The 15,358-nt window shown below is 34.7% G+C and carries 4 protein-coding genes, 2 tRNA genes and 3 rRNA genes; 1 reads left to right on the plus strand and 8 read right to left on the minus strand.

Going from position 1 to position 15,358, the window contains the following annotated elements; genetic code table 11:
• Positions 1–169: 169 nt before the first annotated feature.
• From WG951_RS07805 to WG951_RS07815, 3 genes are all read right to left on the minus strand, one after another.
• Positions 170–2,479 carry a chondroitinase-B domain-containing protein gene (locus WG951_RS07805; RefSeq protein WP_105050328.1) on the minus strand — a complete coding sequence of 770 codons (2,310 nt, stop codon included), beginning with the start codon at positions 2,477–2,479 and terminating at the stop codon, positions 170–172.
• An 18-nt stretch (positions 2,480–2,497) separates the two neighbouring features.
• Positions 2,498–3,418, minus strand: coding sequence for a polysaccharide lyase family 7 protein (locus WG951_RS07810; protein ID WP_105050327.1), 921 nt, complete (start codon positions 3,416–3,418; stop codon positions 2,498–2,500).
• 167 nt (positions 3,419–3,585) lie between these two features.
• Entirely contained in the window at positions 3,586–5,967 is a 2,382-nt protein-coding gene (locus WG951_RS07815; RefSeq protein ID WP_105050326.1) for a polysaccharide lyase 6 family protein, read from the minus strand.
• Positions 5,968–6,513: 546 nt separating this feature from the next.
• Between WG951_RS07815 and WG951_RS07820 the strand changes: the two genes are divergently transcribed.
• Complete coding sequence (locus WG951_RS07820) at positions 6,514–9,081, plus strand: T9SS type A sorting domain-containing protein (protein WP_105050325.1); 2,568 nt, start codon at positions 6,514–6,516, stop codon at positions 9,079–9,081.
• A 643-nt stretch (positions 9,082–9,724) separates the two neighbouring features.
• Here the strand turns inward: WG951_RS07820 and rrf are convergent.
• The 5 genes from rrf to WG951_RS07845 form a co-directional block, all read right to left on the minus strand.
• Positions 9,725–9,834 (minus strand): 5S ribosomal RNA (gene rrf, locus WG951_RS07825).
• Positions 9,835–10,008: 174 nt separating this feature from the next.
• Positions 10,009–12,894, minus strand: a 23S ribosomal RNA gene (locus WG951_RS07830).
• Positions 12,895–13,107: 213 nt separating this feature from the next.
• Positions 13,108–13,184 (minus strand) — tRNA-Ala (locus tag WG951_RS07835).
• An 82-nt stretch (positions 13,185–13,266) separates the two neighbouring features.
• Positions 13,267–13,340, minus strand: a tRNA-Ile gene (locus WG951_RS07840).
• 84 nt (positions 13,341–13,424) lie between these two features.
• A 16S ribosomal RNA gene (locus WG951_RS07845) occupies positions 13,425–14,942 on the minus strand.
• Together the 16S, 23S and 5S rRNA genes with 2 tRNA genes alongside form the textbook arrangement of a ribosomal RNA operon.
• Between the last annotated feature and the right edge of the window lie 416 nt (positions 14,943–15,358).

Here is a 15,358-nt window from a genome sequence, read left to right on the forward strand (position 1 = left end):
AACACAGCAAAAAAAAGCCCATCTAATAAAATAAATGGGCTTTATAAAGTAACTAATTCAAAAAATTACTTGATAAATATTTTTACGGAACTAACTAATCCAATTTTATAAATTAAAACAAAAGAAAACTTCTAATTAATATCATAAAAAATGGGCGGGGGAATGAGAATTAATACATCAATTTCATTACTAAATTTTCTTCAGTTTTTATTTTACCAGAATTACTTAATGTATTTTTAGATTCTACATTATTTTTTGCTCCCCATAAAATAGAAACATATTTAACTTTATTATTTTTAAATACATTTTTAGTAATATTAACATTTACAATACCTCTATGATTTAATAACATACCGTTTTTTTCTTTGCTTCCACAATTTGTAAAAGTACTATTAGCTATTAATAAGTTTCCACCAATAGTAGACTCATCATAACCACCTCTATAATAATCTATGACGTTTTGCTGTACGTTTATAAAGTTGCAATTTTCAATAGTTAAATATTCTGTATTGTAATCTCCTCTATCATTTGTTTCTTCAGATAATTCAATTCCGTTTTCACAATTAGAAATTAACGTATTTGTAAAAGTAATTGTTTCTGCAAATGTTTGTTTGTAAGCTTTTAAAACATAATTAAAGTTATTAATTTCACATCCGGTTACACTTAAACCAAAATGATTAAACATGTTTTCTTTTAAACTTGCAAAAAGTAATTGTTTACCATTTCCTGTAAGTACAATGTTTTTGATATTTAAAACACCATAAGGATTCAATTCAAATGCTGGTCCGTTCTCTAATCCTGTAAAAACAATTTCTGCTTTTTCATTTTCTTTAGATTGAATGGTAATTGTTTTATTAATTACAATCGATTTATCAACCGTATATTTACCTGCGCTTAAAGCTATAATATCTCCTGGATTTGCTGCTGCAATTTTTTCTTCTAAATCTCCTTTAGCAGTTGTAACCACAATAACTGTAGGTTCTTTAACTTCTATTACATTAGAATACCAGTTTGCTCCATATTTTGTTTTATCTAAAATTAAAGGGTCTTTTAACTGACCTTGAATGGTTGCTCCAATAGAATTTGATTTTGTTCTAGAATTCCCAAAAAGATCTTCGGTAATGGTATCAAAACCAAACCCATCATAAATCTCTAAACCACTTTCTAATTGAGGAATGTAGATGTTTTCACTTAATTTTGTTAACTCAAATTTACTTGCTTGTATTCTTTTAGCATTATCAAAATCTACACCCTGATTATTAATAATGTTATTTTTAAAAGTTACACCATCAGCTTTATCATGTTCTATAATAGGGTTTTTATCTCCTGTTTTATTATAAATTACATTATTTGCAACAACAGTTCTTAATGCTCTTGCAGAACGAATTTCTGATTTTGGCAACACTGCGGCTTGTGCAATATTTGTTCCAACACCAAATTGCCAAGGCGATTTACAGTTTACATAAGTATTATATGCCACTACAACATCTGTTACTTGATTGTATCTGTTTAATGGAGATTTAGGAATTCCGTTCATAACGGCTAACGGACTTCTAAAATTTTCTCCAATAATATTATAAAAATAGTTATTGATAATCCAGTGACCTGTGTTTACAATTCTAATTCCACCAAATTGTTTATTAATACCGTCACCAATAAAATAATTACCATCAATGGTAGCATAATTACCATGACGAGTAACTACAGAACCCTCACTTTTATAGAAGACATTGTTTTTAATGATATTAAAATTTGTTTTACTAGAAATAATTTCAACTTCACCATTACATTCTTCAAATAAATTATTTGCAATCGTTGTGTTACTTGGAGACATAGATGTAAAACTACTTCCTAATTGTATAGATTCTCCTCTAGCTCCACCTTTTCTTGGTCTTGGCCCAAAATGATTATTTATAATTTTGTGGTAATTTCTAATACTTTGGTTTCCTTTTAAATCTACTCTTACTGTTGGTCCTCCGTTTGTTTTACCAGCAATATAACAATTACTTAATTCGTTGTGTGTACCATAAAACTGAACCCATAAATCATCTTTATCTCTCTGTAATTGGTTATAATCTAAAATTACACAATTAGTAACTTTACTATAATTTGCTACTTTATGTTCTGTTACTCTAAAAGCAATAGCGTCTTTTGTTGGCGAATACCCTTTTCTAAAATAAAGTCCGCTTACTTGCAGGTAAGAACCACCAATTTCTAAATTAGAAACCCCTTCTATAAAAACTTTACCTGGTGTTTCTGCTTTTAAAACAATAGGCTTTTCTTTTGTTCCATCACCTATAAACTCTATTTCTACATTTTTGTAGGTGCCGTTCTTAATAACAATAACATCACCTGCTTTTGCATTTTTTGTTGCTTCAATTAATTCTGAATTATTACCTACTATAATTTCATTTGTAACATTTTCTTTACAAGAAAGAAGTGTTAAAAATAAACTGATAATTAGAAATGATTTTTTCATAAAAATTTATATAAATGATTAATGTGATACTGATAAAGAATAATATTTTAATTTAGAAAAAGCACCCGAATCTGTTGTATTCAGATAATTTCCTGCTTTGTAATAATTTTGAAAAGGCCATTTGGCTAAACTTATGTCTTCATAAATATAAGGATTTTCATTGTTTAGTTGTAATTCGATTTTTCCTTTAGTTGCCTTAATACTAAATTGAAACTCATTAAAACCTACGGTACCCATATTGTATTTTTCGTCAGTCCAAGTACTACTAGATACATCTAATAGATTATTTCCTGTTGTATTTTCGTTTACCAAAGATTTTTTATAAACCCATAAATCTCCATCAATCCAGGTCATTTTTATTAAAGGTGGACCATTATTTGATGAAAAACCATGTTTTTGCATATCTTCAATAGAAATAACACCATGAATTTGCATTACAATTACTCTATGATATTCACTAGAAGATGATTTGTCTTTAGAGACTTCTAGCATTTTCAATTTCCCCACTATAGTTCCACCAGTTTCTAAAGTCCAATTAACTTTAGAGTCAGAAGGCTTAATTAACTCTCTTAATTCAGTTCTAGAATACTTACTATTAGCTGTAGCGTTTAATGGAAATGCATAAAAAACAATAGAAGCATCTGTTGTATCATCATACATGTAGGGTTGTACAGCTTTTATAGTTCTGTATTTTCCATTTATTAATTCATCTGGTTTATATTCATCCGGACTACCATTGTTATCTTCATCTACAGGTAAAGTTACTTTCCAAATAGAAAAATCTATATCTGCATAATTTACCAAATTGTCTCCCTCATTATTATCTTCTTCTTCAATTTTAACGGGTAATTCTTCTATAGCATCATCTTTAGAAGTACAACAAATCAGTGTAAAAAAACTTAAGAAAGTAAAAACTAAAACTGTTTTTTTGAGAATCATAAAAAATGCATATAATTGGTTTACCAAATTGGTTTACCAAATATATGCACTTAATTTGATTTTAAAAAATTTAGAGCGGAAAATTTAGAGCAGATGTTGTTTTCATGCCTTAATCATCAGAAAAAATAACAAATTGATTATTAAGTAGTTTTAAATAAAAACAGTCCTTAATTAATGAGACCTATCGTATCAATATTATTATTTTTCTTTAATAATAAAGATTTTTTACTAGGGATAAAAAGAGCTTTATCTTCCCATTTTGGGTTTTTATAAAGTATATTTTCTTTTTTAGCTTTGCCGCTTAATTTTACAAAACCGCTGTTATAAATTAAACAATTAGAAATACTATTATTTGATCCTTTTAAAGAAATAGGAGTTGTAACTTTAAAACTGTTTTCAAAAACAGAATTTGTAATTTCTACACTTCCAATTCCGTCTGTTCTAATAATTTTACCTTTTTCATCATTATAAACATTACTAAAAATAGAATTTTTTACAATTAAATTTCCTCCTGGTATTTCTGGGCTTACCGTTTTTCTGTAATAATTTATAGCTGCTTCTTCAATATTTTCAAAAATAGAATTGTCTATAATAATAGTATTTGCATTGTATTTACCCATAATATCTTTATCATAAGATAAATTTAAACCCCTATAATTATTTTTAAAACTAGCGTTTTTAAAACTTAAAGTATCTGCTTGAGTACCATTATAAGCCTTAAAGACACTTCCTCCTTTTTTGTTTGTAAAGTTTTGAAACGTAACATGTTCTACAAACAAGTTATACAACCCTGCTTCTTGTTTATCCGGAGAAACAATAGCATATTTTAAATTAGAATTTTCTCCATCTAAAATAGCATTTTTAAGATTTAAATGAACTCCTTCGTTAACTCTAATAAGATAATCAATAGGTTTATCTAAATCTTTTTTTGCTTTTATAATTGTTTCTCCATTTTTGTCTCCAACAATTGTAATATTTTTAGAAACTTTAATTTTCTTTTCTAAAATATACTCTCCAGAAGTTAAATTTAATATAGATCCTGGTGCTGCTTTATCAATTGCTTTTCTTAGTGTTTCTATACCTGGTGCCACCGAAATTTCAACAGGTTTTACAATTGGAGCAACAATAGTAGGTGTCCAAGTTGTACCTGCTCTTAACTTTAAAGCTTTGGGTAGTTTTTTAGAATCTAAATTAAAAGCACCTGCAGTAAACACTGTACGAACAGCATTGGTAATATCCTTATTAAAACTTTTATCATTTTTAGAAGTAACTAGTAAATTTTGGTTATTTGCTGTAGGTATAAGAAAAGCCCCAAGTTCCTTCCAATCTATTTTTGTAGCGATAAAACCTTCTAAATTTTGTTTTGTAGGTACATCTATATAATTGTTCTTAAAGTTAATGCCAGAAACATCATCAACAAACAAAATGTTATTCCCTGTTTTGGTATTATAAATTAAGTTATTAGAAAAGTTAGTATTAATAGGAGCTAACGTTTTTTCGGAATCTTTACCTTCTCCAAAAGAAATAGGCCCCGAATTTATAATTGTATTATTCTGAATATCTACATTTTTAACTTGTTCATACCTATTTAAAGGCGAATTTGGTACACCATTCATAACTACAATTGGTCCTCTAAAACCATCACCTTCTAAACCAACAAATAAATTATTTCTAATGATATGATTAGAATTTATAATTCTAACTCCCCCTGTTTTAGAAACACCATTTCCTAAAAACACATTTCTTTCTACTAACGCATTATCACCATGCCTAAGAGTTAAAGCACCTTTACTACCTACAAATAAGTTATCTCTATAAATATTGTCTCCAGACTTGTTAGAAATAATTTCTATCTCTCCATCACAATTGGCAAAAACATTTCTTTCTACTAAAGTTTTCGAAGATTTTTTAGAGTTGGTACTGGTACCAATTCTAATGGTTTCACCTCCATTTGTACCTAATTCTTCTCGTGGTCCAAAAATATTATTATCTATTCTATGATTATTTTCTGTATGTTCTTGTCCTTTAAGCCAAACAACCAAAGTTGTACCCGGACTCGTTTTTCCTGTAAAGTTATTATGATCAACTCTATTATTCTTACCCCAAAGGTCTACCCAATGATCTTTTATTCCATCATCAACGGTAACATAAGAAATAGTACAATTTGTTAAACGGCAGTTGTTAGCAAAAGTTTTTGAATCTTTTTTAAACTGTACAACCGATTTATAGGATGAATGCCCATCTTTAAACCATAAACCAGTAACAATTACATATTCTCCATAAATGTTTAAAGTAGAATTACCTGTTATAATTACTTCTCCAGGAACTTCCGCTTTTATTAAAATTGGTTTTCCTTCTTCACCTTTTCCAAATGCATTTAATTCAACATCTTGCCAAACTCCTTTTTTTAACACAATTATATCTCCGGCTTTTGCTGATTTAATAGTGTTATTGTATTCTGTAATATTAGACACTATTTGTTCTTGAGCAGAAAAATTAACAGTTCTTAAAGTAAAAATAATGATAAGTATAAAGACAATGTTTTTCATAAAAATGATAATTAGATATAGATATTGTAAATCCAAAAAAATAAATCTGTTTCAAAAAACAAACTGGTAAACCAATTTGGTTAACCAAACATACAAATTTATATCAAATAAAAAAAAACACTACTTTATCATTTCTAATTTAACTAAATCTTCCCATTTAGTGATTAGTTTCTAAAAATTGTTTAAAATAAGTAGAAACTAATACATTCCTTCAAATATGCATATGCTACAAAAACAACTATCTCTCTAGTTACTAAGCAATAAGAATACTCTAAACAACTACAATTTATAAAACAGTGTAAATACCTTTATTAAAGGAGGATTCGCCTGTACTTAGAGTTAAAAGAACAAACTAAATTTGAAAAACTAATCAAATACCTAAAAATCATGAAAACACAATTGAATAAGAAATTATCAAATTTAAAAACAAACCAAGAGTTTGTGTACAAAAAACATCATTTATAAAAATAAGTATTTTATAAAACAAACACAAAGACGGTATCCGAAAAGTCTTCAATTAAGAGTAGGAAATTTAAACCAAACATTATGAAAACAACTACACAATTTATCCTTGTAGCACTATTACTAATAACCAATGTAGTAAGTGCACAAATTTACAAAGACACTATTATTCAAATAAAAGAACGTAAATTAAACTACGAATATGATATACAATGGACTAAACCAAGATTAGCTAAAGAAATTAATATTTTTATAGAAGATCAATACAAACCAACATTAAAATCTTCTGCACAAATAAAATCTATATTAGATAAAATTCCATTATCAGAAAATGCATGTAAAAATGGTGGTTTCGAAGATGATTATGCTGGATGGACAGGTATAGGATTAAAACATTCTATACAAACGTTACCTATAGAAAACGGATTAATTTTAAACCCAGGTGTAGCAGCTTTACCTTTTACAGGTCCTGCACATGGTCAAAATCATACATCCATTCAGCTTTCTGGTCTAGACCCTATAATATCAACAGCTAGTCCATCTTATCCGTTACAAAGAACTGCACCCGGTACATCAGGAACAAAATCTTTACGTCTAGGTAATGATGCTGCAGGTCACAGTGCAGAAGCTGTGGCAAAACGTTTTGTAGTTACAGCAGAAAATGCTAAATATTATTTTCAATATGCTATAGTAATGGATAAAAGTCATTCTGGAACCAATGGAGATGCCAACGGATCTGAAGTGTTTTTTGCCGCAGAAGCAGTAGATATGTCTGGTAATACTATAGATAAAATAATAGATATCGGTAACCCAAGTAACCCATTTATTAATGCCGTAAATTCTGGAAGAACTTATTATAGAGACTGGCGTTGTGCATATTTAGACTTATCTAGTAAAATAGGTCAAGAGGTTGTGGTAATGTTTATTAATTCAGATTGTTCTGCAGGTGGTCATAAAGGGTATACCTATATAGATGATGTATGTAAAGAATGTAAAAACACCAATGAAGGATATATCGATTTAGATTTAAAAGGAAAAGAATGTATCGATGAAAAAAACACTTATGGTGGTAGTTTTGATGTTCCTAAAGGTGCCGTTAATGTAAACATATCGCTAGATATTTATCAAAGCAACGCAATTGTTGCAACAAATAATACACCTACAATTACATCAAATAACTATTCTTTTAATATAGCAGCAGCATTGTTTCCAAACCAAACTTCTGGTACATGTTACGATATAGTAACTAAATTAACTTTTGATTTAGTAGATTTAAATGGAAATTTACAAACAGTAACACAATATTCTTCAAATCCAGTATTAGGAGTTCAAGATGGACAAACACCTGGAATAAATAATGATGTTTGTTTTTGTGATAATAATGATGGAGCTTATTGTTGTGATGCTACAAACTTAGTCGACAATGCAAATTTTGAAGCAGGAAACACAGGTTTTTCTAGCGATTATTCTCAAACAGCTACAACATTTCCAGGAGAATACAATGTAACAACAACAGCAACCGCTTTCGGAGCAAATATTAAAGATCACTCTTATTGCTCAGACCCAACAACCTATGCTAGCAATAATAAATTTTTGGTAGTAAACGGAAAAACACAACAAGCAGGTTCAAGCATCGTATGGGAACAAACATTAACAGGATTAGAAAAAGGTAAAACATATAAAGTATGTGCTAATTTTAAAAACATGCCTCAATGTACCTTTGATATAAAACCACAAGTAACCTTAGAAGCAGCAAGTTCTAACGCAATGTTTACCGTTAACATGGCAACTACAGACCCTTGCGCATGGCAAACAGAAACAATTAACTTTACTGCAACAGGTACAACAGAAACTGTAAAGATAATTTTAAATGAAACAGGTAATGGAGATGGAAATGATTTAGCTATAGATGATATTTATGTAGGCGAAGTAGAAGACCCAAATTTAGCAATTACAGTAGAACATGATGGTCTTACAAAAGCTATTACAGGTTCATTAAATTCAAACGGAACAACAGATGATAAATTACATGGTAACTGTACAGATTATCATTGGTATGTTGCAGAAGTATCTTCATATCCTTCTATAGTAATAGATTGGAGCACCTTTGCACATGGTAATAACACTGGTAGTAATTTGCCTCCTTTTGCAGGTACAACATCAACAAATACATGGAGTTTAACAACTAATTACCCTGGTTATACTTTTAATGATAATAAGTTATATATCATAGGAATGTATACACCTGCTTGTGGATGTTATGATAGCGGTTTTACATATCAATTAACCTTTAATAGTAAAACAAATCAAAATGCAGGATTAACAGACGCTCAAGAGCAAGAAATTATAGATGCTATATTAAATGGATTAACACCTAATGGTCAAGAATCAACTAAAAACACAAACACTCTACAAAAAGCAAGTGTATATCCCAATCCAATTATAGATAATACAATAATAAGACTAGAAAATGATACCATAGAAAGTATTAAGATAATAAATACAAATGGTGCTACAGTATTTACAGAAAAATATAAATCAGATGAAGAATCAGTAGGTTTAAACTTCTCAAAATACACAAACGGACTCTATTTAATAACAACACAAGGTACAAGCGGTAAAACATATACCAAAAAAATAATAAAACAATAATTTTATAAAAAAATAATTAAAGAAGCAAACCTGATACATATTGTATCAGGTTTTTTTTATGATTAAAGATTATCTCTACCATAAAAAATCAATTAATTAATATCTAGGGCGTGCCCATTTTTTATTGAAGAATCTTAATAGAAATAATAATTCGTAATAAAAATGGTCAGGCTTTACGTTGCAAGTCCTCGTTCGTACCTCACTGTGGGCTTTTCACTGCAATCCTTCACGCAAAAAACAACCATAAGTTATAGAAAGATATTTAAAAGGCATAATAATGTACCCAAATAATAGAAAACTTGCCCTCATAAAATTAAATACTTTTTTACATCAAAACAAACGATAAAAATTATTATAAGATTAATCAATAATTTTATACAGAAAGTGCTAAAAGAAATTAAATCTATAAAAAACACAATAAGAATTCAATTTTACGATTATGTAAACTATATATGATTAAGTTATTACAAATCACCTATAAAAGTAACAGACCACACAAGTATACACCTTAATAGTCTAAAAAATGGAGTCAAACTATTTTTGGTAGTGTAAAATCCTAATATACCCTTAATTTTCATGCATAAAAAAACCTCAATTCGTTAAGAATTGAGGTTTAAAGATACGGACATTAGTCCGTATTAAAGAAAGGCGGCGACCTACTCTCCCACATAAATGCAGTACCATCGGCGCTATTGGGCTTAACTTCTCTGTTCGAGATGGGAAGAGGTGAGCCCCAATGCTATAACCACCCTAAGATTTTAGTTCTAAGTTTAAAGTTCCAAGTTTTAAAGTTTTCCAACTCATAACTCAACACTTATAACTCATAACTCTTTAGCTTTTGCTAAAGTATAAGTTAACATATGGTAAAATAATATCTAAATCGTCTTATAAATAAAGAGTCTGTGCTCCCGCCTTTCGGCGGGAAGCGTACATAAGTCTATGGGTTATTAGTATCACTTGGCTATGACATTACTGCCTTTACACCTATGACCTATCAACGTTGTAATCTCCAACGACCCTTTAAAGAAATCTCATCTTGTGGTGGGTTTCGCGCTTATATGCTTTCAGCGCTTATCCCTTCCCGACGTAGCTACCCTGCTATGCTTCTGGCGAAACAACAGGTACACTAGAGGTCAGTCCAACTCGGTCCTCTCGTACTAGAGTCAGATCCACGCAAATTTCTAACGCCCACAGCAGATAGAGACCGAACTGTCTCACGACGTTCTGAACCCAGCTCGCGTGCCACTTTAATGGGCGAACAGCCCAACCCTTGGGACCTTCTCCAGCCCCAGGATGTGACGAGCCGACATCGAGGTGCCAAACCCCCCCGTCGATATGAGCTCTTGGGGGAGATCAGCCTGTTATCCCCGGAGTACCTTTTATCCTTTGAGCGATGGCCCTTCCATGCGGAACCACCGGATCACTATGCTCTTGTTTCCAACCTGATCGACCTGTATGTCTCTCAGTCAAGCACCCTTATGCCATTGCACTCTACGTACGGTTACCAAGCGTACTGAGGGTACCTTTAGAAGCCTCCGTTACTCTTTTGGAGGCGACCACCCCAGTCAAACTACCCACCAAGCACTGTCCTCATCTCTGAGTTAGACTCTAGATAAGCAAAGGGTGGTATTTCAAGGACGACTCCACAACGCCTAGCGACGCCGCTTCAATGTCTCCCACCTATCCTACACATTACTTATCCAAAGCCAATACTAAGCTATAGTAAAGGTTCACGGGGTCTTTTCGTCCCGCTGCGGGTAATCGGCATCTTCACCGATACTACAATTTCACCGAGCTCATGGCTGAGACAGTGTCCAGATCGTTGCACCATTCGTGCAGGTCGGAACTTACCCGACAAGGAATTTCGCTACCTTAGGACCGTTATAGTTACGGCCGCCGTTTACTGGGGCTTCATTTCAGATCTTCGCCGAAGCTAAACCCTCCACTTAACCTTCCAGCACCGGGCAGGTGTCAGGCCTTATACATCATCTTTCAATTTAGCAAAGCCCTGTGTTTTTGATAAACAGTCGCCTGGACCTTTTCACTGCGGCCCTGTATTGCTACAGGGCGACCCTTCTCCCGAAGTTACGGGTCTATTTTGCCTAGTTCCTTAGCCATGAATCTCTCGAGCACCTTAGAATTCTCATCCCAACTACCTGTGTCGGTTTACGGTACGGGTTCTTATAATCTGAAGCTTAGAGGTTTTTCTTGGAAGCCCTTAGGCACACTATCCAATTGTCCGAAGACGCTTGGTACTATCACACTTCACCTAATTCTGCGGATTTACCTACAAAACTAATAGCTACATGTTTCAACGAACTATTCCGTCAGTTCGCGGTGCTTTCATTACTCCGTCACCCCATCGCAATTATAAGAAGTACAGGAATATTAACCTGTTATCCATCGACTACTCCCTTCGGATTCGCCTTAGGACCCGACTAACCCTCAGCTGATTAGCATCGCTGAGGAAACCTTAGTCTTTCGGTGTGGGGGTTTCTCGCCCCCATTATCGTTACTTATGCCTACATTTTCTTTTGTAACCAGTCCAGCATGCCTCACAGCACACCTTCTACCCAGGTTACAATGCTCCCCTACCACTAACGTGTCTTTCAACGTTAATCCATAGCTTCGGTAATATGTTTATGCCCGATTATTATCCATGCGAAATCGCTCGACTAGTGAGCTGTTACGCACTCTTTAAATGAATGGCTGCTTCCAAGCCAACATCCTAGCTGTCTAAGCAATTTCACCTCGTTTTTTCAACTTAACATATATTTGGGGACCTTAGCTGATGGTCTGGGTTCTTTCCCTCTCGGACATGGACCTTAGCACCCATGCCCTCACTGCTGAGAAACATTTTATAGCATTCGGAGTTTGTCAGGAATTGGTAGGCGGTGAAGCCCCCGCATCCAATCAGTAGCTCTACCTCTATAAAACTTTTACTCAACGCTGCACCTAAATGCATTTCGGGGAGTACGAGCTATTTCCGAGTTTGATTGGCCTTTCACCCCTACCCACAGGTCATCCAAAGACTTTTCAACGTCAACTGGTTCGGTCCTCCACTGTGTGTTACCACAGCTTCAACCTGCCCATGGGTAGATCACTCGGTTTCGCGTCTACTACTACTAACTAAAGCGCCCTATTCAGACTCGCTTTCGCTACGGCTCCTTGACTTAATCAATTAACCTTGCTAGAAACAGTAACTCGTAGGCTCATTATGCAAAAGGCACGCCGTCACAACTCGAAGTTGCTCCGACCGCTTGTAGGCGTACGGTTTCAGGTTCTATTTCACTCCCTTACTTAGGGTTCTTTTCACCTTTCCCTCACGGTACTAGTTCACTATCGGTCTCTCAGGAGTATTTAGCCTTACCGGATGGTCCCGGTGGATTCATACAGGATTACTCGTGTCCCGCACTACTCAGGGTACCACTATCTTAAATTTGCTTACTTTTACGGGACTATCACCCTCTATGGTCTGTCTTTCCAAACAGTTCTAATTCACTTATCTTCGAATATCGTGGCCCTACAACCCCAAAATTGCCGTAACAACTTTGGTTTGGGCTAATCCGCGTTCGCTCGCCACTACTAACGGAATCACTATTGTTTTCTCTTCCTCCGGTTACTTAGATGTTTCAGTTCACCGGGTTTACCCCACTTACGTGGTGACATGTCTTCAACATGACGGGTTGCCCCATTCGGATATCTACGGATCAAAAGGTATGTGCCCCTCCCCGTAGCTTTTCGCAGCTTATCACGTCCTTCGTCGTCTCTGAGAGCCTAGGCATCCGCCATACGCCCTTACTTAACTTATTGTACTTTTTGCTGTAGAATTGCTTCTACAATGAACTCTTTTATATTTTTATAAAAAAATTTTTGATTAGATAAATCTAATCGTTCTCTATCTATTTGATTCTTACGATATCATTTTACCAATATGTCAATGAACTTTCTTTCAATTAAACAATTATCAGTTAACAATTATCAATACAAAATTGATCAATGTTAAACGGTCATTGTTAATTGACCTGGTGGAGAATATCGGAGTCGAACCGATGACCTCTTGCGTGCAAGGCAAGCGCTCTAGCCAGCTGAGCTAATCCCCCATTATGAAATTCAGAATAAATCCTAAATTATGAATGTAGAATCCTCTTACTTCCAGAATTTCCTTAGTATTTTAGTTATTTGTAGTCCCGGGCAGACTCGAACTGCCGACCTCTACATTATCAGTGTAGCGCTCTAACCAGCTGAGCTACGAGACTAGAATAGCTTAATACTTTTTTATTTTAAAATTAACAGCAAAGAGTAAAAAAAACCTTTTTTTGTAACTCACCATCTTTCTCTAGAAAGGAGGTGTTCCAGCCGCACCTTCCGGTACGGCTACCTTGTTACGACTTAGCCCTAGTTACCAGTTTTACCCTAGGCGGCTCCTTGCGGTGACCGACTTCAGGCACTCCCAGCTTCCATGGCTTGACGGGCGGTGTGTACAAGGCCCGGGAACGTATTCACCGGATCATGGCTGATATCCGATTACTAGCGATTCCAGCTTCACGGAGTCGAGTTGCAGACTCCGATCCGAACTGTGATATGGTTTATAGATTCGCTCTCTGTTGCCAGATGGCTGCTCATTGTCCATACCATTGTAGCACGTGTGTGGCCCAGGACGTAAGGGCCGTGATGATTTGACGTCATCCCCACCTTCCTCACTACTTGCGTAGGCAGTCTCGTTAGAGTCCCCATCATAACATGCTGGCAACTAACGACAGGGGTTGCGCTCGTTATAGGACTTAACCTGACACCTCACGGCACGAGCTGACGACAACCATGCAGCACCTTGTAATCTGTCCGAAGAAAACTCTATCTCTAAAGCTGTCAGACTACATTTAAGCCCTGGTAAGGTTCCTCGCGTATCATCGAATTAAACCACATGCTCCACCGCTTGTGCGGGCCCCCGTCAATTCCTTTGAGTTTCAGTCTTGCGACCGTACTCCCCAGGTGGGATACTTATCACTTTCGCTTAGTCACTGAGCTAATGCCCAACAACTAGTATCCATCGTTTACGGCGTGGACTACCAGGGTATCTAATCCTGTTCGCTCCCCACGCTTTCGTCCCTCAGCGTCAGTACATACGTAGTAGACTGCCTTCGCAATCGGTATTCTGTGTAATATCTATGCATTTCACCGCTACACTACACATTCTATCTACTTCCATATGACTCAAGTCAACCAGTATCAAAGGCAGTTCCATAGTTGAGCTATGGGATTTCACCTCTGACTTAATCGACCGCCTGCGGACCCTTTAAACCCAATGATTCCGGATAACGCTCGGACCCTCCGTATTACCGCGGCTGCTGGCACGGAGTTAGCCGGTCCTTATTCTTACAGTACCGTCAAGCTGGTATACATACCAGTGTTTCTTCCTGTATAAAAGCAGTTTACAACCCATAGGGCAGTCTTCCTGCACGCGGCATGGCTGGGTCAGAGTTGCCTCCATTGCCCAATATTCCTCACTGCTGCCTCCCGTAGGAGTCTGGTCCGTGTCTCAGTACCAGTGTGGGGGATCTCCCTCTCAGGACCCCTACCTATCACAGTCATGGTAAGCCGTTACCTTACCATCTAACTAATAGGACGCATAGCCATCTTTTACCAATAAATCTTTAATTAATTAATCATGCGATTAATCAATACTATGGAGCATTAATCTTCATTTCTAAAGGCTATTCTCCAGTAAAAGGTAGGTTCTATACGCGTTACGCACCCGTGCGCCGGTCGTCATCTGTGCAAGCACAATGTTACCCCTCGACTTGCATGTGTTAAGCCTGCCGCTAGCGTTCATCCTGAGCCAGGATCAAACTCTTCATTGTATATTTTAAATATTTTAATGAATAAGTTTCAAAAGAATTTTACATTAATCTAATAATGTGGTTATTCTACTCTTTAATTACGCTGTCAATTTCAATATTTTCAATGAACTGTGCCGAGTCGGCACCGACAAGTCATAAAACTCAATCTTTACCTTTAACTCAACTTTGTAGAAATGTTAGAATCGAACTAACTAATCGTTTTAATGATTATTCCAAATTTTCTCTGATCGTTTTGCTGTATTTCTTAGCGGCTGCAAACATACAAACTATTTCTAATCTGACAATAAAAAAATAAACTTTTTTTTATTTTATTTTACCTGTAAAAAAACACTGAACTTTTTGCCGAAATTTTCGGACTGCAAACATACAACGTTTTTTACAAACCAACCTAATAAAAATTAAAGTTTTTTTTGATA

The organism is Polaribacter butkevichii, from assembly GCF_038024105.1.
In the GTDB taxonomy this organism is placed as follows: domain Bacteria; phylum Bacteroidota; class Bacteroidia; order Flavobacteriales; family Flavobacteriaceae; genus Polaribacter; species Polaribacter butkevichii.